The sequence below is a fragment of the Nisaea sp. genome (assembly GCF_039990255.1).
Classification (GTDB): domain Bacteria; phylum Pseudomonadota; class Alphaproteobacteria; order Thalassobaculales; family Thalassobaculaceae; genus Nisaea.
The window spans coordinates 48032-72748 of the sequence record NZ_JBDXGG010000023.1 but is presented as its reverse complement, the minus strand read 5'-3'; the positions used below and the strand labels follow the sequence as shown (position 1 = coordinate 72748).

Genomic DNA, 24717 nt, shown 5'->3' with positions numbered 1-24717 from the left:
TCAGTTCATACCGCGCTGTTTGGCAATACGGTCATAGGCGGCGTTGATGGCAGCCATCTTTGCCGTCGCGGCAGCGACGAACTCCTCCGGCAGACCTTCGGCGATCAGCCGGTCCGGATGGTGTTCTCGGATCAGGGTGCGATAGATTTTTTTGACCTCAGCGTCGTCGGCGCCATGTGCGATTCCAAGCACGCTATAGGGATCTTCCGCGTCCTTGTCGCCGGCGACGGCGCGCATGCGCTGGAAGGCAAGGGCATCGAAGCCGAAGATCTCGGAGAGGCGTTCAAGATAAGCGATCTCATTCTGGTGGATGACGCCATCCGCCTTGGCGATATGGAAGAGGCTGAGCAGCAGCTCTTCGAGAACGGGTGAGCCCGGATTGAATAGCCGGGCGATCTGCTGGGCATAGACCTCGAAGCCTTCGACATCGTGTCGCGCCAGATCCCAGACCCGGCCGACATTGCGGACTTCTTCGGGGGGGATATGGAAAACTTCCCGAAAGGCGGCGATCTCGTCGCGGGTGACCACACCATCTGCCTTCGCCATCTTGGCGCTGAGTACGACCACGCCGATGGTGAAGGCGATTTTCTTGGTCGCGGCCTCCTCGTCTTTAGGCGTATCGGAACTGGCGAGGCGGTCTACGGCGTGGCCGGCGGTCGCGCCAAGCAACGCACCGATTGGTCCGCCGAGCGCAAGGCCAGCCGCGCCGCCAATGATTTTACCCCAGATACTCACGTTTCAAGTACTGCCGCGATGGTGGAACATTTGTAGAATATCATCGGAACATGTCGGCTGCCGAGATTTCCGTCAACAGGGCGTGTCGCTGCAAGTGTAACAGGGTTGCCCTCTTGCTGGAGTTAAGGGGCGGGAGTAGTTTGCCAGCCATACATTTTCGAACGGAGATCCCAAAAATGGACGTAGAGGCGAAGCCCGTCGATTCCGCCACCCGTGACGAAGCGCTGGACGCTCTGAAGCAGATATTCGGGGACCGATTCACCACTGCGGAAGCAGTACGTCACCAGCATGGCAAGGACGAGAGCTATCACACACCGATGGCGCCAGACGCTGTCGTCTTCGCGGAAAGCGAAGAGGAGATCGCCCGCGCCATCACGGTTTGCAACCGGCTGAAATATCCGGTCATCCCGTTCGGTACCGGAACTTCGCTCGAAGGCCATATCGCGGCGCTCAGAGGCGGTGTCTCCATTGATACCTCGTTGATGAACCGGGTGCTTGCGGTTCATGCCGAGGATCTGGATGTCACCGTTCAACCAGGTGTGACCCGCAAGCAGCTGAACGAGCATCTGCGTGATACCGGCCTGTTCTTTCCGATTGATCCAGGGGCCGATGCCTCCATCGGTGGCATGACGGCAACCCGCGCCTCCGGCACTAACGCGGTGCGCTACGGCACCATGCGTGAGAATGTTCTGTCACTGAGGATTGTCACGCCGAGCGGGGAAATTATTCGGACGTCGCGGCGTGCCAGGAAGTCTTCCGCCGGGTATGACTTGACGCGACTCCTCGTCGGCTCCGAGGGTACGCTCGGTGTGATCACCGAGATTACGCTGAAGGTTTATGGCATCCCTGAGGCCATCTCGTCGGCGGTATGCCAGTTCGACACTCTCGAGGGGGCGGTCGATTCGGTCATCACGACGATCCATGCCGGCGTTCCCGTCGCCCGGATGGAGTTGCTGGATGATGTCCAGATGGGCGCCTGTATCAATTACTCAAAGCTTGAAGGATACGAATCCAAGCCAACTATTTTCTTCGAGTTTCACGGCAGCGAAGCAGGGGTGAAGGAACAAGCCGAGACGGTTGAGATGATCACCGCCGATTTCGGCGGCAGCTCCTTCGAATGGGCGACCAGGACAGAGGACCGGAACGTTCTCTGGCAGGCGCGGCACGATGCATACTATGCGGGACTTGCGCTGCGCCTTGGCTCACTGGGCTGGCCGACGGATGTTTGCGTGCCGGTTTCCCGTCTGGCGGAGTGCATTCGGGAGACGAAAAAGGATATCGTCGAATCGGGGCTTTGCGCACCGTTGGTCGGCCATGTTGGCGACGGTAATTTCCATCTCGTCTATGTGATCGATCCCGACGATGCGGACGAAATGGCTCGTGCGAAGGCGCATAGTCAGCGGATGGTCTATAGGGCGCTCGAAATGGATGGCACCTGCACGGGCGAACACGGGGTAGGGTACGGCAAGATGCCTTACTTGGAGGAAGAGCACGGTCCAGCGTTGGGCATGATGCGCGCTATCAAACAGGCGCTCGACCCGAACAACATAATGAACCCCGGAAAGATCGTTGAGATCTGACTGGGCCACTAGCGCGAAGCCGGATTGAGGGACGTGATCTGGCCCGGTGACGTTTAATCGCCTTAGGTTGGATAGGTGCGCACGCGGTCAGCCGGTAGATACACACGCGCTAAAGCTCCGATGCCCGGCTCGCTTTCCAGATTGATTGTGCCATCGTGAAGTTCAGTCAGGTTTCTGGCGAGGGACAGTCCGAGACCCACGCCACCATAGCGCCTGGAAAGATCCTGCTCGGCCTGCTGGAAGGGCTCCATAACACGTTCAAGATCCTGTGCGGCTATCCCGACACCGGTATCCTTGACCGTGATTTCGAAGCCTCCGTCGTCGGCAATATTGGCGCTGACCCAGATCGTTCCGCTTTCGGGAGTGAATTTCACAGCGTTTGTCAGCAAGTTGATCACAACCTGGCGAAGGCGTGTTTCGTCTCCGAGAAGGGCCGGCAGATCCGGTGGAATATCCAGGTTCAAGGTGAGGTTAGCAGCCGAGATTTTTTCATTCAGCATGCGTGCGCAGGACCGCAACATCCTCCGCGGATCGATCACGTTCTCGTCCAGTGTCAAAAAGCCCGCCTCGATACGGGAAATATCGAGCAGGTCGTTCAGAACGGTTAGCAGATGCTGGCCGGTATCGTTGATGTCTTTCGCATATTCAAGATAGCGGTCGTTCTGCATTTTCCCGAAGAGCTGACCGGTCAGGATTTCAGAAAAACCGATGATCGCATTCAGGGGCGTCCGCAGCTCGTGGCTCATATTCGCGAGGAAAGCGCTCTTCGCCCGGTTCGCATGATCCGCTTCGTATATTGTTCTCAGTAATTGAGCCTGACGCGCCCGTTCTTCGGTAATGTCCGAGCCGGTCCCGCGATAGCCTCTGAACACATCATCCACAAAGATCGGCGTGCCGCTTATACGCCGGTAGCAGAGCTCTCCGTCCGCCCCAGAAGCTGCATATTCGAAATTGCGGAACGGTTTTCGGGCCTTGAGCGTATCGCGATGATCCTTCCACGCGTCAGCCCTGTCACTGTCCCAGTTTAGTGACTCAAACTGTAAATAAGAAGTGCCGCGCTGAGACGCGACCGTTTGTCCGGTGACTTTCTCATACCGGTCCGACAAATGAGTTAATTTATGTTCTGCGTCGAGTTCCCAGAACCAGTCGGATGAGATGGAAGCGATATCCTGATAACGCTTCTCGCTGGCTCTTAGAGCTTCTTTCAGCCGGCGGTGGCGTAAATGGCTGAAAACCAGGAGGACGATCAGGGCGCTTTGCAGCAGGATAAAGGTTACCCCGCACCAGATCAGTGTCTCACTCAGCAATGGAAGTGCGGAATTTTCAGCCGGCGCCGGTTCAGTGATCGCACCTGTCGATGATATCTGCACTGCTGCATTCGTGGCATTGGACAATCCTGCGCTGACTGAGGTGCCATACAGCGTCAGGATTGAGATAAAAACTGCGATCAGAACCGCAACATGCAGGAGATTAATGCGCATTCCGTCAGACTCAGCATCCGCTGTTATGGAATTCTGCCAGTTAAGGTGGGCACCTAACCGAATACTCCACAATCTCCAGTTCAGATTAACAAATTCTTACATCTTTTGAATTGCATCCATCACGGCGGCGCAGAATCCGTCAAACGCATCGCGCTCGATCCAGCGGACTACGGCGACCATGTCGAGTTCCGGGTCAATCCAGATGACGTTCGAGCCTTTGCCCTTGGCGAAGTAGCTGGTGCGTGGCGCCGAAGGTGCTGAGCCGCCTGCGCCGTTGAGCCACCAGAGATAGCCGTAATCCGTATTGATCGGGCAGGGAGAGGTCGCCTGACCGATATAGTTCCCCGAGATCAACTGCTTGCCGTTCCAGGTGCCGCCGCGGGACATGAGCAGGCCAGTGCGGGCCTGGTCGCGGGAGCTGATGAACATGCCGCCGCCCCAATGCGAGCCGCCAGAGACAGACTGGATCTTCTTGTCATCGATATCGACCCAGGAATTTTCGTAGCCATGCCATTCCCAATCGGTGGATGCGCCGATCGGGTCCATGATCCGCTCTTTGATGACTTCCGGTAGCGGCCGCTTCCAGACCCGGAGCAGGGCAAGTGCCAGCCGGTTCACGCGGACATCGTTATATTCCCAGAATGTGCCGGGGGGCTGCATGTCGCGGGTCTTGCCCTTGAGCGAGCCTTCGCCGGTCTGGGCGTCGAGATCGCGGTTATGATCGATCCAGTCCGGCTTGCTCCATAGCGTGCCCTGCCACTCGCTGGTCTGCTGCAAAAGCTGCGCCCAGGTGACCGGTTTGTTCTGCGGGTCGTCGAAGCCGCCATCGTCGACCAGCTCGGCGACCGGACGGTCGAAGCTGGGGATAAGACCGTCATCCAGCGCCAGGCCTGCGCAGATCGACAAGTAGCTTTTCGCGATGCTGAAGGTGATGTCCGGGCGCGTGGTGTCGCCCCATTCATGAACAATACGGCCGCCCTTCAGGATCATACCGTGCGGGTCGGCGCGCGGCCGGGTGATGCCGATGACGTCGCGCAGACCCTCCGGCTCGCCGAACAGATCGTTGTCGAGGGCGCGGCGGATATCCCGGTCCATCGTGGATTCGTTAGCGATGGCGAAGTCGCTGGCAGCGTTCAGACCGGCTGCGTCGAATCCGGCGTCGCGCGGGTCGATGCGCTCCCAAGTTTCGCTTGAGGCAGGAAAATACTGTGTCATGTCGATCTCTTGATATCTCGGCGGAGCCAAACAGTGCGCTCATTCGCCGGGAGGGTCCAGACTTGCAATCCGCTCTGCCCCAATCGCAAACTGGAACGAAAGCAGCTGGGGGACAGGCGATGACGATGTCGAATCGGGAAATCAAGGCGATGGGGCTGCCGCGCTACACCGGCATTCCGACTTTCATGCGCAGCCCCTACAGAGAGAGTGCGGCTGGCCTCGATATTGCGCTGGTTGGTGTGCCCTATGATGGCGGTGTTACCAACCGGCCCGGTGCCCGGCATGGCCCTCGGGAGGTGCGCAATCAAAGCAGCCTGATGCGCACGATTAATCAAGCGACCGGGATCTGTCCCTATGAGTTGTGCAACGTCGGCGATGTGGGTGACGCGGTCGTTGAGCGGCCGTTCCAGCTTGAGAACGCACATGAAGAAATTGAAAATCACTACAAAGAATTGACGGCCACGGGTGCTGTTCCGCTCAGCGTTGGCGGGGATCACTCTATCTCCTTGCCGATCCTCCGTGTTCTGGCCCGCGAGCGACCGGTCGGTTTGATCCAGATCGATGCTCATTGCGATACCGGGGACGATTATCTCGGCTCTCGTTTTCACCATGGCTCTCCGTTTTCCCGGGCGGTCGAGGAAGGGCTGCTTGATGCGAAAAGGTGTGTGCAGATTGGTATCCGCGGCGGCATCAATTCACGGGACCAGTGGGCTTTCAGCTACGAGCACGGCATGCGCGTGATTCAGATACACGAAGCATACGAGATGGGGCTGGATGCCGTGATCGCCGAGGCGCGCCGTGTGATCGGCGACGGGCCGACCTATTTCACTTTCGATATCGATGCCATCGATCCGGCCTACGCTCCAGGCACCGGTACGCCGGAAATCGGCGGGTTCACGGCCCTCGAAGCGCAACTGCTTGTGCGCGGGATGAGCGGGGCGAACCTGATCGGCGGGGACGTGGTCGAGGTTTCGCCACCGTTCGATCCAAGTGGGATCACCGCTCTGACCGGCGCCACGATCATGTTCGAGATGCTCTGTGTGCTTGCCGAGGCCGTCGCGGCACGCAAGAGCTGATCCTGTGAGACTATATCTGCTCGCAGGTGTCATTTATTCGTTCTTCCTGATGGTGTCTCTGAATGTCGTCGCGGCAGAGCACGAGGTCCGGCTCGATCTGGCGGAACTTCGTGGCGGTGCCGTGCCACGTGTTCGTATTGCCGCATCTCCGTACATGCGCAGCGCTGCGTTCTATGCCCGGACGGCGGATGGATTGGTCCAGCCTGTCTACTTTACCGGTCGGCTGACGGTGGATGGGGCTGGGCCCGTGCTTCAGATCCCGGCGGGTGAGGAGCACCTCATCCCGATTGGCGGTACGCCCGGACTTTTCGTCGCTGCGCGGACCGGGCTGAAGCAGGATCGGGAAGCCATCTTCGTTCTGCTGGCTGAAGGCCTTCCCGCTGTATTTACGAACGCAGCGCCCATCTCCGCGGATGTTTTTTTCAGGCAGTTAGCGGTGGTCACGCGGCAGCAAAAGAGTGCGCTTCACATTCTTCCCTATACGATCGCAGCGGCGGGACTTCCGGCGGGTATTTCCCGGGAGGAAGAGACCGTGACGTTCGAGGTCGCTTTCGAGGGAATTGCCCCGGAAACGATTTTCACAATTGCCGATATCCTTACGGTCGAGGGCGACGGGCCGTTGGCACCTGTTGTCATTAAACTGCCGGAGGCGGAAGGCGGCATTGGCTTCAGCTACAGCAGCGTGGCATCCGAAACAGAATTCCGTGAGCTTTTGGGAAAGATCGTGAAGGGGGCAGGATTATCTGGCGCCCGAATCGTCGATCATGGAGCCGGCACCCATCTGACTGTCGTCGCCTCAGAGCTTTAATGTGACTTGTTCTGCCAAGGATAAGCTATTGCCGGTAATGGAAAAATCGACAAATATAAACACGTAAAAAACGAATAAATAAGATTATATTCACCATATTGGGTAAGTTCAGTGCCGATTTTGGATTTCGGTAGCAGCACATCTGGTCTCAGGACCGAGATCAGCAATGAGCTGGCCTCCGCTCTTGCCGCCGTGCTCGATGCCTCTAGTGACGATGGCGGGCGTTACGATACGCGGACCCGCCGCTCTCTGGTTCAGACAATCGCAGCCAGGGCCTATGGCAAACCTCTTCTTGAACTCGCTTATCTGATAGCGGCTGCGGATCAGCTTTCGGGCCGTCACGGATATGTCGGTTTCTTCTGGGGTGTCCGGGCGGCGACGTCTGGCGCCTACAGGGCGGCTGCTTTCGCGTTGGCGGGGAGGAGTGCCGCGCCTAAGGAGATCGAGGCGGGAGCGGATGAACTGATCATCAGCTATCCGGGGCCGGTGTTCAGGGTGAACTATGGGCGCATGCCTTTTCTGGCGGCACTTCTGGATTTTTGCGTCACCGCGCTCGGGTTTGCCGAGCTGGATGATGAAATATCCGCTTTCCTGTCCGGCCCGAAAGACCGGGAAGACATGCAGTCCTTTGCCAATGGACTGTCCCGGCGGCTCTATGACTTCCTGAAGGATCACCTCCCGTCGCAGCAGTATGAGCGGAAATTCAACGCGATGTGCAGCTTCATCGCGGACAGAACGGACCGGCGGGTCAGTGCCGATGCAATCGATGACCGAACGGTGCTCGCCTTCTGGGAGGAATGCTGTTCCGACCGGCGTGCGGGGAGCGATTTCAAGGGGTTCCGGACGGTTGTGATCAACTTTCTCCATCTGAGATTGGCACTGAAGACGGCTGCCGACCGGCTCGCCATTGATGCGGCGGCGCCGATCGGCTCATCACGGGATGCCGGTGAGGTCGACCCGGGGGATATTTGTAGTGCCCTCGAGGTGGTCGAGGGGAGGCGGTCCGTGCTCGCCGAATTGGCCCTGCCACCGGCTGACCGGTTGAAGGCCATCAACAAGCGTGAGGGCGCGCGTCTGGAATTGTTGATGGAGGCGGGCGATGCGGCCGCCGTCCTGCCTTTGACTATATTGAGGGCAGAATGTTTCGGCGCGCATCAGGCCCGGATCGTTCAGGCTGTTCGGAAAAGACAGGCGACGGAGCCTCATGGCACGGTTGAAGCCTTGATCGATCAGAAGCCGGTCGAGGATTACGGGGCCGCAGCGGTCGACTTCGAGGAGTTGACAGTGCAGATCAGGAAAGTCCGGCTGGCCTTGATGTTTATCCTGTTCCGGAATGTGCGCCCCGAAGCATTCGAAATTGGTTTTGATCTCTTCCCGGAGGTTGCACGGGCATTGCGAAACCGGATCAACGAGCCGGAAGCTGTTTTTGCTGACAACGTGGTGCCATTGCGTCCGGGCGGGGCGATTGGCCGTTTGCTTCATGGGGCGGTTGAAGGCGATCCGGAGACGATGCCGGAAGCCGGGCTATTCAAGGCGTCCCGTTTGGCTTTTGCCAAGGTGAACCGGCGCGGTTTCGAAGAGGAACGGGTGTGTGAGCCCGAGATCATGGAGGCCGCCGCGGCATGTGAGCCGCTTATGCGGGCGTGCGGGGAAGATCTGCGGGCGTTTCTTGCGGCGCTGGAGCGGCATTTCAGCCTGATTCCCGCAGAGCAGGTGTTCGAAGAGGATTGCCGCCGCTTCCATACCGCACTCTCCGCGCTTTATCGGGAGACGGCATGACTCAACCAAAATTGCCCGAGGATGATGACGGGTTTGCCAAAGCCTTGTTTGTCGCCAGTTCCGCAGACCGGGATATCAATCTCTGGCTTTCAGAGGCGGCAGAGGCGGAGGACAAACCGGTTCCGTTCGCCGCGTTCGTTCAATGTCTTGCGGACCCGGATAGCGCTACAGGGTTGCGCGTCATGGAATTGGCAGCGCGCCGTTCAGACGTCAGGACCACTCTAATGGCGTTGGCCCGCCGGTTTGCCCTTGGACATCTCCCTGCAGTCGCCGCCGCGAGTGACGGGAGCTTGGCTGTACGTGAAACGGATGCATTCCGGATGCGTTTGGAAGCTGCCTATGGCGCTGGCGGTTTGGCATATTTCATCGTGGAGCGTCTCGATGACGGTAGTGACATGCCGCGTATCGCGATTGGCATGCCCGAAGCGGGCGAGCCGGTGATGCGGTCTTTGCCTGAAAGTGCCGATGGCGGTGTTCAACTCATGTTGCCGTCCGATGATCCATTCCTTCACGTGTTTCGCGACCCGGATAGCCGGTTTCTGCTGGCCTGATGGCGACTATGCGGCTGATCAGGGTGCTGATCGCAACAACGCGCGGGCCGGTGGAGGTTCAGAACATCGCGCGTGAAAACCCGGCGGTTCGCTCCGTTATCTGTGTGGGGGGGGCTTTTACTGCCTTGCCCGTCAGTCCGGCTTACGATGCTTTCGTACGCGAGCCGACAGGTGTGGTGGAGCGCATGACGGGACATCCTGTCTACCGGACCGATGTTGCCGCACCGATAGAAGCGGGAGAGAGTTGGCAGTTGGGAATGTTCCTTGCCCACGCCTTCCAGCTTTCGGGTGTCTTGGCGAAGCCGGACGATGTGGCAGGGAAAACCATTCTGGTTACGGGTGGCCTGGACCGGGAATTGAACGTGACACCCGTCTCGCATGTCGCTGAAAAACTGGCCCGGGCCGATGTTCCGGAACAGAGCGAGTGCATGTTCTTCTACCCGCATGGAGCGGAAACGATCGCGGATACGGATGGCTGGAAGTCTTTGCCGGTCGCGGGAGCTCTGGAGGCGTTGGAGATCTGCCTCGGACCGCGGGCAGCAGAGCGTTTCGTACCGCACCAGCGGCCATTGTTTTGGAAGGAAATAGTTTCAAGACAGCGTCGTTTAACGGCGATTATCTTGGCTGGTATTACTATCTTCGCTCTGTTTTTCGCTGCATTCGAGGGCATTGTCAGGTGGTCGTCTTCGACAGATAACAATACGCAAGACTCCGCTAGAAATGGCGCTGGTTTAATCAGCCTTTCTATTGCATCCCGGGACCCCGATAGTGGTGAGTGCGGTGCTCCGGTTCCCATCTCTGCTGATGTTAAAACCTTTTCAGGGCCAGTTTGTTTCAGCCGGATGAGCGTTGCAGAGAGAGGCGAATATCGTATTCGCATGTCTGTTACCGGTGCGTTTTCCAATTATGTCGACCAAAGCCGCTATAGTCGTGAAATTCAGCGAACGACAGACGGTGGCGACCGCTTGGTTCTCCAAATAGATTTCCCTTATTGGGTGAGCAAGCCTGTCCGCCTCGACGCCGAGGCGGACCTTTTGGCGATGGACGGGTTGCCTATTCGCTCTAGAAGTCGAACGCTAGAAGTGATACCCGGCGGGGACGCCAATTATTGAACAGAGGTATTGTAAAGAAATGTGGCGTGACAGTTCTTGCCGGTCATTTCGCCGGAGAGTCTCTTGTGCCTTGAAAACCCCGCAACCCGATCTCTCTGGACCTCATCTATTTGAGGTTTCGAAAAAACAAAAGGACCAGTATATTTGCTTCGGTCTGCGGTGCGTGTATCAGTTTCTAAGGTGAAGTTCACTCGCCGCCAATACATTCGAAATGCCAAGCTGTGTATGGCTTGTGAATAATATTAACCTTTTCCAATTTAAACCAATACCCTGAATTGACTTTTAGATCTTATTGTTAAGAGGCGGGTAACTATGGGGCAAGATCGATCTCTCATATCTAAAGCTTCTATCTCTCTTGCACGGTCAAAAAAGTTATCCACAGGAAAGTTCTGTTATTTTTCAAATAAGTTAAGCCTCCGTGACCGTTTTGTGCGCTGCTCTCTGTCGTTTGTGCTCGGGCTGTTGGGGTTAGCATTTTGGGTTCCTTCTGGTTTCGCTAAGCCGGTAGATCTCGAGTTGGTTTTTGCCGCTGACGGATCCGGCTCGATTGATGATGAGGAGTTGCAATTGCAGCGGCAGGGGTATGCCGAGGCACTCCTTGATCAGCGTGTCCTGGGAGCGATCGCATCTGGCCGCTGGGGCAAGATCGCTGTCAGTTATATAGAATGGGGAGATGAAGCCTCCCAGCACACGATTGTCGATTGGCGCGAGATTGCGGACGGAGAAGATGCTCGCGCATTCGGAGAGGCGCTGCTCTCCGCTCCGCGGGCAGCATGGGGGTATAATTCCATCAGCGAGGCCATCGTTTATTCGACGGACATGATCCTGACGAACGGCTATGAGGGCGCGCGGATGGTTATCGATGTTTCCGGCGACGGCCCCCAGATTGGTGGTCGGCCAATTGACTGGGCGCGTGACCGGGCGGTTGATGCAGGGATTACTGTCAATGCGCTGGTGGTAAAGAGCCGTGGCGGCGGTTATCGGGGGCCGGGCAACATTCCGCTGGAAATGCATTACCGGCTGGATGTGATCGGCGGATTGGGTGCGTTCGTCATGGTGGCCGATGAGCAGACACCGTTTGCGGAGGTGCTGCTGGCCAAGATCATCCGCGAGATCGCCGATGCACGCCCCACCGGTCGCGATCGTGCTGTCACAGGGATTGGCAATACCGGCCGTGAGGCCCAATATGCAGCAAATGTGATAACCTGCGGGACTAAGGCTTATGAACGAACCGGCACTGAATCTGGATGCAAGCGGCCTGAAATGTCCGCTGCCGGTGCTGAAAACGCGCAAGGCCATCAAAGGCCTTGAGACGGGGCAACTGATCTCCGTGCAATCGACGGACCCTGCCTCCCCGCTGGACTTCAAGCATTTCTGCAACAGCGGCGGTCATGAACTGGTTAGCGAGGCCGAGGCGGAAGGCACCTTCACCTTTGTTATCCGCAAGGGCGCCTGATATAGCGCCCTTGTTGGAGGCAACGGTCCCTGGGTTCTTAGGCGGCCGTTAGTCCGTCCGTTCCTGCGCCGCAGACGATGACTGCGACGGTACTGCCCGCCGGAACGTAGACCTTCCCGGTCATCAGAGCGGCCTGGGCCGCTGCGCCGCTTAGTTCGGCGGACAGGCCGGTTTCTTCCCACAGCCATTCCGCGGCCGTTTTCATCTCCGCATCGCTGACCAGCACCAACTCATCTACGTTCTTTGAGATCAGTTCGAAATTGAGCGCGGCGGAGCTGCGCGGCGCCAGCGTCCCTGCCGCCGTTTCAATCTTGTCCAGTGTGACCAGATGGCCTACCGCACGGGCAGTGTGATGAGTAGGCGCGCCGGTGGGCTCCACGCCGATGACCTTGATGCCGGGTTTCAGCAGCTTGGCCGCGGTTGCGACACCGGAGATCAGCCCGCCGCCACCAATGGCGACGATGAGCGTGTCGATTTCCGGCGCGTCGTCGAGCAGCTCAAGCGCGATGGTGCCCTGTCCGGCGATGACGCGCGGATCGGCGAATGGATGAATATAGGTCACGCCATCCGATTCTGCACGGGCAAGGGCTGCTTTGTTCGCATCATCCCACACGGCGCCTTCGATGACGGTTTCGGCTCCCAGGGATTTCAGCTTCTCCACCTTCGAAGGGGGCGTGCTCGAGGGCAGATAGATCACCGCCGGGCTGCCTGTCATACGGGCGCCGAAAGCGACGCCAAGGCCGTGATTGCCGCCGGAGGCCGTGATCAATCCTCGGGCACGCTCTTCCTCCGTCAGCGACATCACGGTGTTCGTTGCGCCGCGCACCTTGAAGGAGCCGGTCGGTTGCAGGTTTTCGAGCTTCAGCAGCAGCCTGGCGCCTGGCACCGGATCGCTTTTGAGGGCGATGGCGTCCAGCAGCGGGGTGCGGCGGACCTTGCCGCGAATCCGATCCGCGGCAGCCTTGAAGTCGGCTAGGTTGGTCAATTGACGATGCCTCCATCGATTACGAATGCTTGGCCGGTTGTATAGGCGCTTTCATCTCCGGCAAGGTAGAGCACGAGTGATGCTATCTCTTCGGCTGTGCCAAGGCGGCCGAGAGGCTGGCGCGCTATGAAGTCCTTTCGGGCCTGCACCGGGTCGTCGAAAGCATTGATCCGTCCGTCGAGAGACGGGGACTGGACCGTGCCCGGGCAGACCGCGTTGCATCGGATGCCCTGCTTCATGAAATCGGCGGAGATCGATTTTGTCAGGCCTATCACTGCCGCTTTGCTTGCTCCATAAACGCAGCGGGTTGGAATACCCTTCAGGCTGGAGCTTACAGAAGACATGTTGATCACAGAGCCGCCGCCGGTCTGGATCATCGCCGGCAGGAAGGCGCGGCACATACGAAACATCGCCTTAACGTTCAGATTGAATGAAAAATCCCAATCATCGTCCGATACATCGAGGATGGTGCCATGATGCACGAAGCCGGCACAGTTGAACAGTATATCAACAGCGCCGATCTCTGCCGCCGCAGCTTTCACCGCATCGCCATCGAGGACGTCGAGCAAGCGCGTGCTGACGCCCGAGAGTCCATCGAGTTCGGCGAGCTTTTCGCTGTTGATATCGGTTGCGATAATCGTCGCGCCCTCGCGGCTAAAAGCCTCTACGGTCGCGCGTCCGATACCCTGCGCGGATGCTGTTATAAGTGCGGTCTTCCCCGCCAAACGTCCTGACATGATGTTTCCCCCGATTTTGATTTTCTTGATCCTCATGAGTACGGCATCGGGTTTCCATGCGGCAAGCATTTGCGTGGCACATTTGGTGGGCTATCATCGCCACAATTAAATAAGAGGGAGTGCTGTTGATGGCTGAAGCGGGTGGGGCGCAGGACGCGCAAAAACTGACGGTCCGATTGAACCCGGCGGATAATGTCGTCACCTCGCGTTCCGAGATTGGCGCCAACGTCAAGATCCCGGAAGAGATGGTCGCAACGCTCGCGCCAATTCCGCAAGGACATAAGATTGCGACGCGCCGTATCGGTGTCGGCGAGCCGGTGAAGAAATATAATCAGGTCATCGGATTTGCGACCGAGGACATTCGTCCCGGCGGGCATGTGCATACCCACAATGTCGCCATGCAGGAATTCGAGCGTGACTACGCCTTCTGCATGGACCGGACCGAAACGGATTTGATTCCGGAGGCAGAGCGCGCGACCTTTCAGGGCTTCCGGCGCAAAAACGGCAAGGTCGGAACGCGGAATTATATCGGTGTGCTCACCAGCGTGAACTGCTCCGCTTCGGCTGCCAAATACCTGGCCGACGCGGTGACCCCGGCAATGCTGGAGAAATATCCGAATGTGGATGGCGTGGTCGCGCTGAGCCATGCGACGGGCTGCGGCATGGCGGATACGGGTGAAGGGTACGAGAACCTGCAACGCACTCTCTGGGGCTTCGCAGGACATCCGAACTTTGCCGGTATTATTCTGGTTGGGCTCGGTTGCGAGGTGAACCAGATCGATTTTCTGTTGGAAGCCCATCAGCTTGAGCGCGGCCCGCGCCTGCGCACCATGACGCTGCAGGAAACCGGCGGCACCAGGAAGACGATTGAAAAGGGCCTCGCCCTGATTGAGGAGATGCTGCCACTGGCCAACCAGAGCCGGCGCGAGACATGTCCCGCTTCGGAGCTGACGCTGGCTCTACAATGTGGCGGCTCGGACGCCTATTCCGGCATGACCGCTAACCCGTCGCTCGGCTATGCGGCGGACCTGCTGGTGCGCCATGGCGGCACGGCCGTGTTGGCTGAGACGCCGGAGATTTATGGGGCGGAGCATCTTTTGACCCGCCGGGCCGTGAGCAAGGAAGTCGGCGAAAAGTTGGTCGAGCGGATCAAGTGGTGGGAAGCCTATTGCGCGCGCAACGGCGGCGAGATGAACAACAATCCGTCTCCCGGCAACAAGGCCGGTGGTCTCACTACCATTCTCGAAAAATCGCTTGGCGCGACGGCAAAGGGCGGCACCACGAATCTGACCGGCGTTTATAAATATGCTGAACGGATAGACACCAAAGGATTTGTCTTCATGGATAGCCCCGGTTTCGACCCATGCTCGATCACCGGGCAGGTGGCAAGCGGCAGCAACGTGGTCGCCTTTACCACCGGACGTGGCTCCTGTTACGGCTGCAAACCGGCACCTTCAATGAAACTTGCAACCAATACGCCGATGTACCGCCGCATGGTCGAGGATATGGACATCAATTGCGGGGCCGTGCTGGACGAAGGCATGACGATTGAGCAAATGGGTGAACAGATCTTCAACCATGTGCTGGCGGTCGCGTCCGGAGAGAAGACCAAGAGCGAGCGGCTTGGCATTGGCGATCATGAGTTTATCCCCTGGCAGGTCGGCGCGGTTATGTGACGGCGCCTGGAGAGACCTTTATGGGCGATGATTTCGCCGACAGTTATCTCGGTCAGCTCCGGAAGCTGATCGGAAGCCGTATGGTGCTGATGCCGGGCGCGCGTTGCGTCATTCTTGATAGCGATGAGAAAGTGCTGCTGCAGCTCCGTGGTGACTTCCATGTCTGGGGGTTGCCTGCGGGGTTGTCTGAGCCGGGCGAGAGCGTGCTCGGGACCCTTGTCCGGGAAGTGCGGGAAGAAACAGGTCTCACGGTGCTCGATCCCACGCCCTGGGGCCATGCTTCGTCCCCGGAGGAGACCACAAGGGTCTTTCCGAATGGTGATACGGTCCAGGGATTCGGTGTGGATTTCGTTGTCCGCAAATGGAGTGGGGAACTCACGGTGGACGGGTCCGAGACGTTGGCGCTTGATTGGTTTCCGCTCGATGACTTGCCGGAGATGATGCTGTCCCATAGAAGTGCGCTCGGTCATTTCGCCCGGTATCGGGAAACCGGAACGTTCCAGCTCTTCTAACCACCGGAAAAAGTATGTCGTTCGAAGCCTTTCTTGGTGAACTTCGCGCGGATGCGAACGAGCGCCGTGTCCCGCTGCCGCCGGGCACTGTTGACTGCGATGTTCGTATCACAAGTATTTCTGGCAAGGCATCGCCGAAGGACCTGCCAGAGCATCCACCGGAAGCATATCGTGAAACTCAGGACGAACTCGGCCTGTCGCGTGTTGTCCTGATCCAACCGGACGAGCTTGGATTCGATAACAGCACGCTGCTTTCTTCTCTCGGAGCACTTGCTGGTGCGCCGGACGGACTCGTCGAGGATTGCGCGCGCGCCTTCTGCATGGTGCGGCCGGGCGTCGACGCGGCGGAGCTTGAGGATCTTGCGGCGGAGGGCGTCACGGGGATGCGTGTCGGCATGTTGCGCCATCGCGAGAGCTGTCCCTGGGATGAGATCGACCGTCATGTCCGGCGCGTGCACGATTTGACGGGCTGGGATGTGGAGCTGGCAATGGACGGCTCGGACCTGCACGAAATCGCGCAAACCATTCGTGCCTGGCCTTGCAACATCATCCTTCCCGAGCTTGGCGGCTTCCGCTTTTCCCGTAGCCTTATGCAGCCGGGGTTTCGTGCGCTTCGCCATCTGATCGACAGAGGGCGTGTCTGGGTGAAGTTGGCCGCTCCCTATGCGATAGCGAAAGAAGGTCAGCTGGATGATCCGGAAGTGATCGAGCTTGCTGATGCGCTGGTCGACTGGGCGCCGGAGCGCATGGTCTGGGGCAGTGCCTGGCCGCATCTGAACTGGCCTCGGGAAGCTGATTCCTTGCCTGAGAATTTGGGCTTAATGGAATCCTTCGGCGCCTGGGTTTCCGACGGGGAAGTGCGGGATCGCATTTTCTGCGAAAATCCGGAAGTTTTGTACGGTTTTAAGGCATGGCTGGTCGCAAAATAAAATTACGAATTTGGTGCGGAGATTGTCGATGTCGTCCGCAAGTCGAACGGCTTTCTGGCCCGTTATGCGGCGTCGTACGGCCAGCGGCGAGTGATGGATAGCTCCTGTGCGTCGACAGATCAAATAGCATAAGTCATGCCCATGTGACGCATCTTATGTCATCGTGCGTATAGTCTTATCTTTGTTTGACATAAACTGCTGAGTGTTTGTTTGAGGGCGTTTGATACACGGTATTTGTACTTTTAATATCGTCTGATTCTAGGTGCTGGTAAGTCATGGTAAGTTTTGGTTAAGGAAGATTGCCTAATCTACGCGCAAAGCGGTGATTAATTCCGCAATGAGATATGCTTGTAGAATGGGTGAGATACATGATTGCCTCCAGCATCAGCGTGCGGAACAAAGTCACCTTGGTGACCGTTGCACTTGTAGCCATTGCAATGCTTGCAACGGCCTATTCAGCGATTTTTCTGATCGCGAGTTATGTCGAGAAACAGGCATCCACGGCTCAGGATCGTAATCTGCGGACAGCGGCCATGATGTTGTCTGACAGTTACGAAAATCTCGTCGTCACAAAGAAAGGCGACGGACTTTCAGTTTCCTGGAAAGGGCAGATCCCTGCGTTCGAAGAGCATGCCGCTATTGACGATGTTGGCTTCGCGACCGGCGAGACGGCAACGATCTTTGCCTGGGACCAGGAAAGCGGCGATTTCTGGCGCCGGACCACGAACATCAAAAAGAATGACGGAAGCCGGGCCATTGGCACGCCGCTTGGCAAGCAAGGCAAGGTCTACCCCATCATCACCAAGGGGCAGACCTTCCGAGGTCTGGCGACAATCCTCGGCAAGGAGTATTTTACCCTCTACGAGCCGATTTTCTCAGCCTCTGACGCCAGCAAGGTTATCGGCATCCTCTATGTCGGTGTCGGTCGCACTGCGATCGCAGAGATCAAGGACGAGCTGACCTATAGCTTGCTTAGCGTGATGGGCGTGCTGTCCATTATCGCCGTGGCGATCTCAGCTCTTGTCGTAGGCCGTCTGCTGAACCCGTTCCCGGTCCTGCGTGGGGTCATTCATCGGTTGTCCGCCAACGATCTTGATGTCGCCGTGCCTTATCTCGATCGTAAAGACGATGTTGGCGATCTCGCCAAGGCCGTGAACATGTTCAAGACCGCGTCGCGGGAAAGCCAGGAACTCGCGGATCAGCGCATCGAGGCCGAGAATCGGAGCGATGCGGAAAAACAGCAGATGATGGTCCGAACCGCAGATGATTTCGAAACGACGGTCGGTACTATGGTCGACCATGTTTCCACCTCGCTGCACCAATTCAACACATCCGCCAAGGATATGTCCGGGACGGCCGAGGAAACCAAGGCAAAGGCCAGGTTGGTCGTGACTGCGTCCGAGGATGCGGCCCGGAACATCCAGACCGTGGCCGCCGCCACCGAGGAGCTCAGCGCTTCGATTACCGAAATCGGCCAACAGGTCTCTCAGGCTTCCAGCATCGCCTCCAGCGCTGTGAGCGAGGCGGCCGACACGAACAGCAAAGTTCAGGGGTTGGCGGAGGCAGCGCAGAAAATCGGCGAAGTGGTGGGCCTCATCACGGACATCGCCGAGCAAACCAACCTGCTCGCCCTGAACGCCACCATTGAAGCGGCCCGGGCCGGCGAGGCAGGCAAGGGCTTCGCGGTCGTCGCGTCCGAGGTGAAGAACCTGGCCAGTCAGACCGGTAAGGCGACCGAGGAAATCTCAGCTCAGATCCAGGGCATCCAGGCTTCCACGGATGAATCCGTGACGGCGATCGGTGCCATCACGAAAACCATCGAGCAGGTGGACCAGATCGCTGCTGCCATTTCCGCAGCTGTCGAGGAGCAGACAGCTGCAACTCAGGAAATTGCCCGCAACGTAGAAGAGGCTTCTACCGGCACGAACCAGGTGAACAGCAATATCTCGGAGGTTTCCGCCGCTACCCAGATCACGGGAGAGGTCGCTCAGACGATTCAGAGCGAATCTCTCAGCTTGTCGCAAGACGCGGAGAAGCTGAAAGCCGAAATCCAGCGTTTCCTCGCCGGTATCCGCTCCTGACGAAACCCGCCGGCCTCCACAACAGGACCGCCGGCGGGACGTCGAAACCTCTTTCGAGTTAGCCATTCATCATCAACCGCCTTCGCGCACCTGCGAGGCGGTTTTTGTTTGCGTTGCAGCATAAATTCGCCGCGCCTGGACCCGCTAAGTGCAATCCCTGTCAGTAAAACCCCGCTCGTTTTGCAGCTTTTGTCGATTTCAGATAAGTTATGTCGCAAGAACGATAAAAGAACAGGGGTATGACGATGACGCTACTGACCAACGCAGAAGAGATTTCCGATATTGCGTTCGGATTCATGGGATCAAAGGCGTTATTCGCTGCGCTGCATCATGGGGTTTTCACCTGTTTGGCGGACGGTCCACTCTCCGTCGAAGAGCTTGGTGAGGCGACCGGGCTGCATCCGGATCGGGTTCAGACCCTGTTGACCGCGCTGGCCGCTCTTGGCGTTGTCTCTGCAATGGACGGACGTTTCGCCAATTCGCCCGCCGCGGAGAGTTTTCTGGTTAAGGGTGCCAAGTATGATTTCGGTGACTATCTCCGCCTGCAGGTAGACCGGCAGATGTATGGTCTGCTCGACCAGATCGAGGACGCCATCGCCAACAACCTGCCGGAGGACGCCACCAGTTCCTACGCCGACTGGTTTTCCGACCCGGAGCAGGCCACGCTCTATTCCCGTAGCCAACATGCAGGCTCCCTCGGCCCGGCGCGCGGTCTGGCGAAACTGATTGACTTGTCTGGCGGCAAAAAATTGCTGGATGTCGGTGGTGGCACCGGCGCCTTTGCTATTACACTCGCAAAAGCCTTTCCTGACCTAACCGCGACCATAGTCGACTTCCCGAATGTCGCCGTGCTCGGCAAGACCTATGTCGAAAAAGCCGCGCTGAGCGACCGGATTGAATACATCATCGGCGACGCTCTGCGCACCGAATGGCCGCGCGAACGGGACGCTATTCTGATGTCCTACCTGTTCTCCGGCGTGCCAGGCGACGAGCATGATAGCCTGCTGGCCCGCGCGTTTGACCATCTCGTCCCGGGCGGCCGTCTGCTGATCCACGATTTCGTCGTCAGTGCCGACCGCACCGGACCTAAACTCGCCGCCCTCTGGCAACTCCAACACACCGCATTCACCCCGGAAGCGCGCTCGCTCGACGATGAATGGCTGGCGGAGCAACTAACGAAGACAGGGTTCACGGACGTGAAAGTCGGCCCGATGATCCCTGGCATGACAATGTTGGCTGAGGCGGCCCGGCCCTGATAAGAGAGTGCAGGATCGAAGCGTGAGACCGTTCGATCCGCATTCACTGACCATGTCCGCTCTCTCAGTGGACCTTCAGCACCCGGGTGGCGACAAGGGGCTGACAGTCTGCTGGTGGCAAGACCCGGGCGGGTGTTGGCGCCGGGCATGGAATGCTGCACTTATAGGTCCGGCGTCACAACACCCGATACACATTATAAACCGGCCCGCTTGGTGTCCGGTCACCTGATCCGACGCAGACGGCCTTGTTCAGCCAGAGATACTTGTCCGCCGATGTCTCGAAGCTGGGCGTGATCCGAAAGTAATAGTCTTCGCGGTTCACCGGCTGTCCGGCATTCAGGCGCGTCATGACTTCTTCGGGGCCGTGGCGCAGGCCCTTGTAGGTCATGTAGATCAGCGCGCCGTCATCGGCTTCCAGGACCAGGCGGACGTCGAGTTGCGTCACGCCGTCATTGCGGACCAGAATCCAGTCTCCGCCGCCGCCGCGCACGGTGCCTTTCAGGCTCGGGCCTTCGAAGCTGCCGCCGGTGACCTTGGCGATCTTGCGTTCGCCGAACGGTGTGTGGCCGAGCAATTGCAGTGGGGCTTCCACCTTGAGACTTATGTCGAAGAGATGTTCTGTCTGAATGTGGCTCATTGTCCCATCCTCCCCCTGAGGCATTTCACGTTTTATCGTTAACGGGGAGTATGACCGGGTTTCAAGCGCTTGAAAATCTTCGCTCTGCTGGCTCCCGCGGAAGGAGCGTTTGTTCAGGGAGTGACGATGATCTCCGCCCGCATGCGTGGGTGAATCCGGCAACGCAGACCGAAGCGGCCGGAATTTTCGAAGACTACAGACGTTTTCGCCCCGCCGGGTTGCAGGCCGATATCAAACTCACCGCCGTCGCTGTCCGAATAGACGTTATGGCCGAACACATCGGAATTGAGGAACGTCACCGTGCTGCCTGCTTTCACTGAGACGGTTTTCGGCAGAAAGGCGATGCCGGATTGCTCGATGATCACTGGCGTTGCCGCATAGAGGCCGCCGACGGTCAGCCATCCGGTAATTGTCGTGAGGGTCAGAAGAGCAACGAGACGACGCTTCCAGTTCCAGCGGGCCTGATCCAGGTTTGTCATGATCAGCGGTTCACCACAGGTGTGGCGATATCGATCACATCCGCGCCGGCGGGCGAGTCAATCTTGCCGACGCGAGCCATCCTGCCCTTGGCCACAGGGAAAGTATAAAGTGCGCCACCGGCGACAGCGAAGCCGTGATACTCGTCCTTTGTGTCGGTGAAAATATCGATGGCTTCGATCTTCGTTCCGGCGGCAAGCCCGGTAGGGCCGACGGTTTTCAGAATGCCGTCATTCGGCGGATTCTGAACGACATACACGCCGTTCATGCTGTCCACATCGAAAAGCTGGGTGAATTTCGTGCCCTTGTAGGAGTTTATATAGGCGCCGGCCAATACGCTTGGCACGTCGCCTACATGCGCATCACCCTTGCCATAAGAGAGGCGACCGTCGATCACGGTGACGCCGGTATCCACATTGACGCGCAGGTTCTGGCCGTTTGAGGCCATGACCCGCAGCCGGTCGGCCTTGGGATTGAAATCCACTACGAGATTATCGACGGCTTCGAGCGGTTCGGAGATTTTCGCCTTTCGGGTAGCGGCGCCAGTGTTTGTGTCGATGGTGTAGATCGTGCCGGACGCGGTAACGGCGTAGAGTGCGAGATCAGCCGGGCGGATATCAATTCCAAGGACTTTGGTGTCAACCCCCGTGATGCCGAGCGACCGCGCGGCACCGGGCTGAGTGTCGGTCATGAGGAGTAATTGATTGTTGGCCGTCAGGCCGATCAGATCGAGGGCGGATGCGGGTACCGCCCATAAGATACTGGTTGCCAGTGTGACCGCTGCCAGGGCTCTTAATACGGACATTGCTCATCCCGATCGTTGGACAGAATGCGATAGCGCACGATCCTAGTCGTCGAGAAAGGCGCATGTAGTTCTATACGCGGAATCCGGGAAATTGTAACTAATGGAGTGTGTTCAGAGTCTAAAAATTGCCTCGACCTTCTGCTTGAGTTGGTCTGGCGTGAAAGGCTTCGCGATGTAGGCGTCAACGCCATATTTGCGTGCGGCCATCACGAATTCCCTGTTGGCATTTCCGGTCAGCATGACGAAGCGCATTTTCGGAAAGATCTTGCGCACGGCTTTCAGGAATTCGAGTCCGTTAATAGCCGGCATGTTCCAATCTGAAATGATAAGTTGCACGTCACCGTCCAGCTCTTTCAGCAGCTTCAACGCCTTCAGCCCGTCTGTCGCGTGGAAGATCCGGCGGAATCCCATCAGCTTCAGCGCGCCCTGGGCCAGCTTGGCTGCCATCGGCTCGTCCTCGGCCACAATTACCTGAAATTCGGCGAAGTTTGGGCGGAGGGGGGTGGTTTGATCCGTCGTGAAGCTCATTAATCGTTCCGGTTGTCGAAGAGAGTGCGGCTGCGTTCAAGCGCCGCGAGCAAGGTTTCGGCGGATTCAGAACACTCTTTCAAATTATCTCGTTCCGCCTCGGTTTCAACCGAAAGGGCGGCGCGGTAGACGTCACGCAATCCGACAGAGGCCGCAGCGCTCTTCAACGCATGCGCGGAATCGCTGAGCCCGGAGGTACTCCGGCCGGCGAGTTGCTTCTTGATGCCGGCGACATGAGAATCGACCGCGCCGAGAAAGTCGGTAACCATTTCGTCTGCGAACTCCTGGCCGAGTTGATCCCGGTAGGTGGCGAGAATTGCCGGCTCCAAAGACGGGCCGTCCTGCACCAGTTTCTCGGCGACGGGGGAGGCGGGGGCCGGATCATCTTCAGGGAAAAGGTTCTCGTTCTCGGCGATTTCCGGATGGGTTGGGCCGAGTACGCGAGCAAGGGCATCGAACAGCAGGCCCGGATGGATCGGTTTGGCGACGTAGGAGTCCATGCCGGCTTCCAGGCAGCGTTTGATTTCATCTGCCGTGGCGGCGGCTGTTGCGGCGACGATTGGGATCTCCGACAGCGGTGGGGCGAGGGCACGGATCCGGCGGGTCGCCTCGAGCCCGTCCATGAGCGGCATGTTCATATCCATAAGGATGGCATCGAAAGTTCCGGACGGGTTATCCTGGACCGCAGCAAGAGCGCCGCCGCCGTCATTTACGATCCGGACAGAGTGTCCCTCGGCTTCAAGCAGGCCGCGGGCGACTTGCTGGTTTACCAGATTGTCCTCGGCAACCAGTAGCGACAATGGTGGCAGGGCCGCCGTTGACGTTACCGCATTATCGTCCGGCAGTTCGCCTTCGGGGAGCGGGAGTTCGAACCAGAAGGTGCTGCCTTCGCCGATCCGACTCTCGACCCCAACATGCCCATCCATCAGCTCGACAAGCTGCTTGCAGATCGCCAGCCCGAGCCCGCTTCCGCCGTATTGCCGAGCGGTAGAGCTGTCCGCCTGGCTGAATTCTCTGAACAGACGGTCGAGTTTGTCTTCTGGAATGCCGATACCGGTATCGGTAATGCTGAACCGGTAGCTATCCGAGGCTGCCCCTGGCTCGACTGAGATTGTCACGCATCCACGCTCGGTGAATTTCAGCGCGTTGCCGACCAGGTTCAGCAGAATCTGGCGCAACCTCGCGGAGTCGCCTTTGAGGTGGGGCGGGCAGGCCGGATCGACGTTGCAGCGGAAATCGAGCCCCTTTTCCTCAGCGCGGCCCTGCATAAGGGCAAGCGAGCCTTCGATGAGCCGCCGCAGATCGAAATCGAGGATCTCCAGATCAAGCTTGCCTGCTTCCAGCTTGGAGAAGTCGAGTATGCCGTTCAGCAGATGCATCAGGCCTTCGGCGCTTTCAAGCACGGTCTCGGCGAAATGCTTTTCCTCATTACCGAGCGGGCGGCGCAGCAGCAGCCGGGTCATCCCGATGACGCCATTCATCGGAGTGCGGATCTCATGGCTCATCATGGCCAGGAAGTCCGACTTTGCCTTGGCCGCCGCCTCGGCGCTATCCCTGGCCTCGCGGACCTCATGCATGACATCGCGGAACACGATCAGAGAGCGGGCCATGCCGCCGATCTCGTCGCCGCGCGTCATATCGTGTCGGTTGATTTCAATCGTACGGTCACCCGAGGCAAGGTTGATGGTGGCTCGGCCGAGCCGGTTGAGCGGGCGGATGATGTCCCGTGCGAGGAGGGCTGCGATGAGGAGGGACGCCAAGAGCACTCCGACAAGTATCCAGATGGTCAACTGCTTGGTTTGATCGACTTCTTCCTCGGCAGCCAGCCAGAAGCGGTAACCGTCCTCGGCTGCTGTCTGAACCAGGATGTCGAGATCGGTTTTTATCCGTTCAGCGATCCGGTCTCTTTCAGCCATCCGTTCAGGATCGCTGCGCGCCTTCTCAGAAGCGTCCCTCCAGATGTTAAACTCGCGCTCGATTTTTGCCGCAAGCTCCTTTGTGCGCTCGGACATGCGCCGCTCAAGTGCCACGCCGAGATCAAGGAAGAAGTCCTCACGGAGCCGCTCCAGATTCTCGTTGCTATCGTTAATCGACAGCCGTTCTTCCAGCTCCAAGATTAGGAAGTCCGACTGCGCCGCGCGGGCGAAATTGATCGCCTGGAACGGGCGCTCGTACATCGCCTTTGCGATGTCGCCGAGTGACCAGGTTGCAAAAAGGCTGGTTCCCGCCAGCGCGCCGGCGGACAGCACAGCCACCAGGAACGCACCAATCAGTTTGAGGCGGAGGGACATCGCTCGCCGA

At 58.3% G+C, this 24717-nt stretch carries 23 protein-coding genes; 13 read left to right on the top strand and 10 right to left on the bottom strand.

Translation table 11 applies throughout. From position 1 onward, the window contains the following. A complete protein-coding gene (locus tag ABJ076_RS21460) occupies nucleotides 1-735 on the bottom strand; it encodes a TerB family tellurite resistance protein (RefSeq protein WP_348194885.1) in 735 nt (244 codons plus the stop codon). A gap of 176 nt (nucleotides 736-911) precedes the next feature. Here ABJ076_RS21460 and ABJ076_RS21455 point away from each other — a divergent pair, with 176 nt between their 5' ends. Beyond that, nucleotides 912-2315, top strand: coding sequence for an FAD-linked oxidase C-terminal domain-containing protein (locus ABJ076_RS21455; protein WP_348194884.1), 1404 nt, complete (start codon nucleotides 912-914; stop codon nucleotides 2313-2315). A 62-nt stretch (nucleotides 2316-2377) separates the two neighbouring features. Here ABJ076_RS21455 and ABJ076_RS21450 read toward each other — a convergent pair whose 3' ends face one another. Then, complete coding sequence (locus ABJ076_RS21450; RefSeq protein ID WP_348194882.1) at nucleotides 2378-3796, bottom strand: ATP-binding protein; 1419 nt, start codon at nucleotides 3794-3796, stop codon at nucleotides 2378-2380. Between the two features lie 96 nt (nucleotides 3797-3892). Next, nucleotides 3893-5011: a serine hydrolase gene (locus tag ABJ076_RS21445; protein WP_348194880.1), complete on the bottom strand. Its 1119-nt coding sequence runs from the start codon at nucleotides 5009-5011 to the stop codon at nucleotides 3893-3895. A gap of 119 nt (nucleotides 5012-5130) precedes the next feature. Between ABJ076_RS21445 and speB the strand changes: the two genes are divergently transcribed. The 7 genes from speB (at nucleotide 5131) to ABJ076_RS21410 (ending at nucleotide 11793) form a co-directional block, all read left to right on the top strand. Continuing rightward, on the top strand, nucleotides 5131-6087 hold the full coding sequence (gene speB, locus ABJ076_RS21440; RefSeq protein ID WP_348194878.1) for an agmatinase: 957 nt from the start codon (nucleotides 5131-5133) through the stop codon (nucleotides 6085-6087). Nucleotides 6088-6091: 4 nt separating this feature from the next. Further along, complete coding sequence (locus ABJ076_RS21435; protein ID WP_348194876.1) at nucleotides 6092-6895, top strand: hypothetical protein; 804 nt, start codon at nucleotides 6092-6094, stop codon at nucleotides 6893-6895. 111 nt (nucleotides 6896-7006) lie between these two features. After that, a complete protein-coding gene (locus ABJ076_RS21430) occupies nucleotides 7007-8674 on the top strand; it encodes a hypothetical protein (protein ID WP_348194874.1) in 1668 nt (555 codons plus the stop codon). After that, entirely contained in the window at nucleotides 8671-9225 is a 555-nt protein-coding gene (locus tag ABJ076_RS21425; protein WP_348194873.1) for a hypothetical protein, read from the top strand. The genes ABJ076_RS21430 and ABJ076_RS21425 overlap by 4 nt, the downstream gene beginning before the upstream one ends. A gap of 23 nt (nucleotides 9226-9248) precedes the next feature. Beyond that, nucleotides 9249-10337, top strand: coding sequence for a hypothetical protein (locus tag ABJ076_RS21420; protein ID WP_348199009.1), 1089 nt, complete (start codon nucleotides 9249-9251; stop codon nucleotides 10335-10337). Between the two features lie 312 nt (nucleotides 10338-10649). Then, a complete protein-coding gene (locus ABJ076_RS21415) occupies nucleotides 10650-11648 on the top strand; it encodes a DUF1194 domain-containing protein (RefSeq protein ID WP_348194869.1) in 999 nt (332 codons plus the stop codon). Further along, the gene (locus ABJ076_RS21410; RefSeq protein ID WP_348199010.1) at nucleotides 11614-11793 is read left to right on the top strand and encodes a sulfurtransferase TusA family protein; all 180 of its coding nucleotides are present in this window, start codon (nucleotides 11614-11616) and stop codon (nucleotides 11791-11793) included. Before ABJ076_RS21415 ends, ABJ076_RS21410 begins: the two co-directional genes overlap by 35 nt. Nucleotides 11794-11830: 37 nt before the next feature. Here ABJ076_RS21410 and ABJ076_RS21405 read toward each other — a convergent pair whose 3' ends face one another. After that, complete coding sequence (locus ABJ076_RS21405; protein ID WP_348194866.1) at nucleotides 11831-12778, bottom strand: threonine/serine dehydratase; 948 nt, start codon at nucleotides 12776-12778, stop codon at nucleotides 11831-11833. Then, on the bottom strand, nucleotides 12775-13515 hold the full coding sequence (locus ABJ076_RS21400; RefSeq protein ID WP_348194865.1) for an SDR family oxidoreductase: 741 nt from the start codon (nucleotides 13513-13515) through the stop codon (nucleotides 12775-12777). Before ABJ076_RS21400 ends, ABJ076_RS21405 begins: the two co-directional genes overlap by 4 nt. Before the next feature lie 128 nt (nucleotides 13516-13643). On the opposite strand from ABJ076_RS21400, the gene ABJ076_RS21395 reads away from it, so the two are divergent. From ABJ076_RS21395 to ABJ076_RS21375, 5 genes are all read left to right on the top strand, one after another. Beyond that, nucleotides 13644-15191, top strand: coding sequence for an altronate dehydratase family protein (locus ABJ076_RS21395; RefSeq protein WP_348194863.1), 1548 nt, complete (start codon nucleotides 13644-13646; stop codon nucleotides 15189-15191). Between the two features lie 20 nt (nucleotides 15192-15211). After that, nucleotides 15212-15703, top strand: coding sequence for an NUDIX domain-containing protein (locus ABJ076_RS21390; RefSeq protein ID WP_348194862.1), 492 nt, complete (start codon nucleotides 15212-15214; stop codon nucleotides 15701-15703). Nucleotides 15704-15717: 14 nt separating this feature from the next. Beyond that, complete coding sequence (locus tag ABJ076_RS21385) at nucleotides 15718-16632, top strand: amidohydrolase family protein (protein WP_348194860.1); 915 nt, start codon at nucleotides 15718-15720, stop codon at nucleotides 16630-16632. 368 nt (nucleotides 16633-17000) lie between these two features. Further along, complete coding sequence (locus ABJ076_RS21380) at nucleotides 17001-18713, top strand: methyl-accepting chemotaxis protein (RefSeq protein ID WP_348194858.1); 1713 nt, start codon at nucleotides 17001-17003, stop codon at nucleotides 18711-18713. A 239-nt stretch (nucleotides 18714-18952) separates the two neighbouring features. Then, a complete protein-coding gene (locus ABJ076_RS21375) occupies nucleotides 18953-19969 on the top strand; it encodes a methyltransferase (RefSeq protein WP_348194857.1) in 1017 nt (338 codons plus the stop codon). Nucleotides 19970-20144: 175 nt separating this feature from the next. Here ABJ076_RS21375 and ABJ076_RS21370 read toward each other — a convergent pair whose 3' ends face one another. The 5 genes from ABJ076_RS21370 to ABJ076_RS21350 all read right to left on the bottom strand — a co-directional run bounded on the left by ABJ076_RS21370 (nucleotide 20145) and on the right by ABJ076_RS21350 (nucleotide 24707). Further along, on the bottom strand, nucleotides 20145-20606 hold the full coding sequence (locus ABJ076_RS21370; protein ID WP_348194855.1) for a DUF3237 domain-containing protein: 462 nt from the start codon (nucleotides 20604-20606) through the stop codon (nucleotides 20145-20147). Nucleotides 20607-20719: 113 nt separating this feature from the next. After that, a complete protein-coding gene (locus ABJ076_RS21365; RefSeq protein ID WP_348194853.1) occupies nucleotides 20720-21085 on the bottom strand; it encodes a plastocyanin/azurin family copper-binding protein in 366 nt (121 codons plus the stop codon). 2 nt (nucleotides 21086-21087) lie between these two features. Then, on the bottom strand, nucleotides 21088-21888 hold the full coding sequence (locus ABJ076_RS21360) for a DUF4394 domain-containing protein (RefSeq protein ID WP_348194852.1): 801 nt from the start codon (nucleotides 21886-21888) through the stop codon (nucleotides 21088-21090). Nucleotides 21889-21999: 111 nt separating this feature from the next. Next, nucleotides 22000-22416 carry a response regulator gene (locus ABJ076_RS21355; protein WP_348194850.1) on the bottom strand — a complete coding sequence of 139 codons (417 nt, stop codon included), beginning with the start codon at nucleotides 22414-22416 and terminating at the stop codon, nucleotides 22000-22002. Beyond that, a complete protein-coding gene (locus ABJ076_RS21350) occupies nucleotides 22416-24707 on the bottom strand; it encodes an ATP-binding protein (protein ID WP_348194848.1) in 2292 nt (763 codons plus the stop codon). The genes ABJ076_RS21355 and ABJ076_RS21350 overlap by 1 nt, the downstream gene beginning before the upstream one ends. Nucleotides 24708-24717 lie beyond the last annotated feature (10 nt).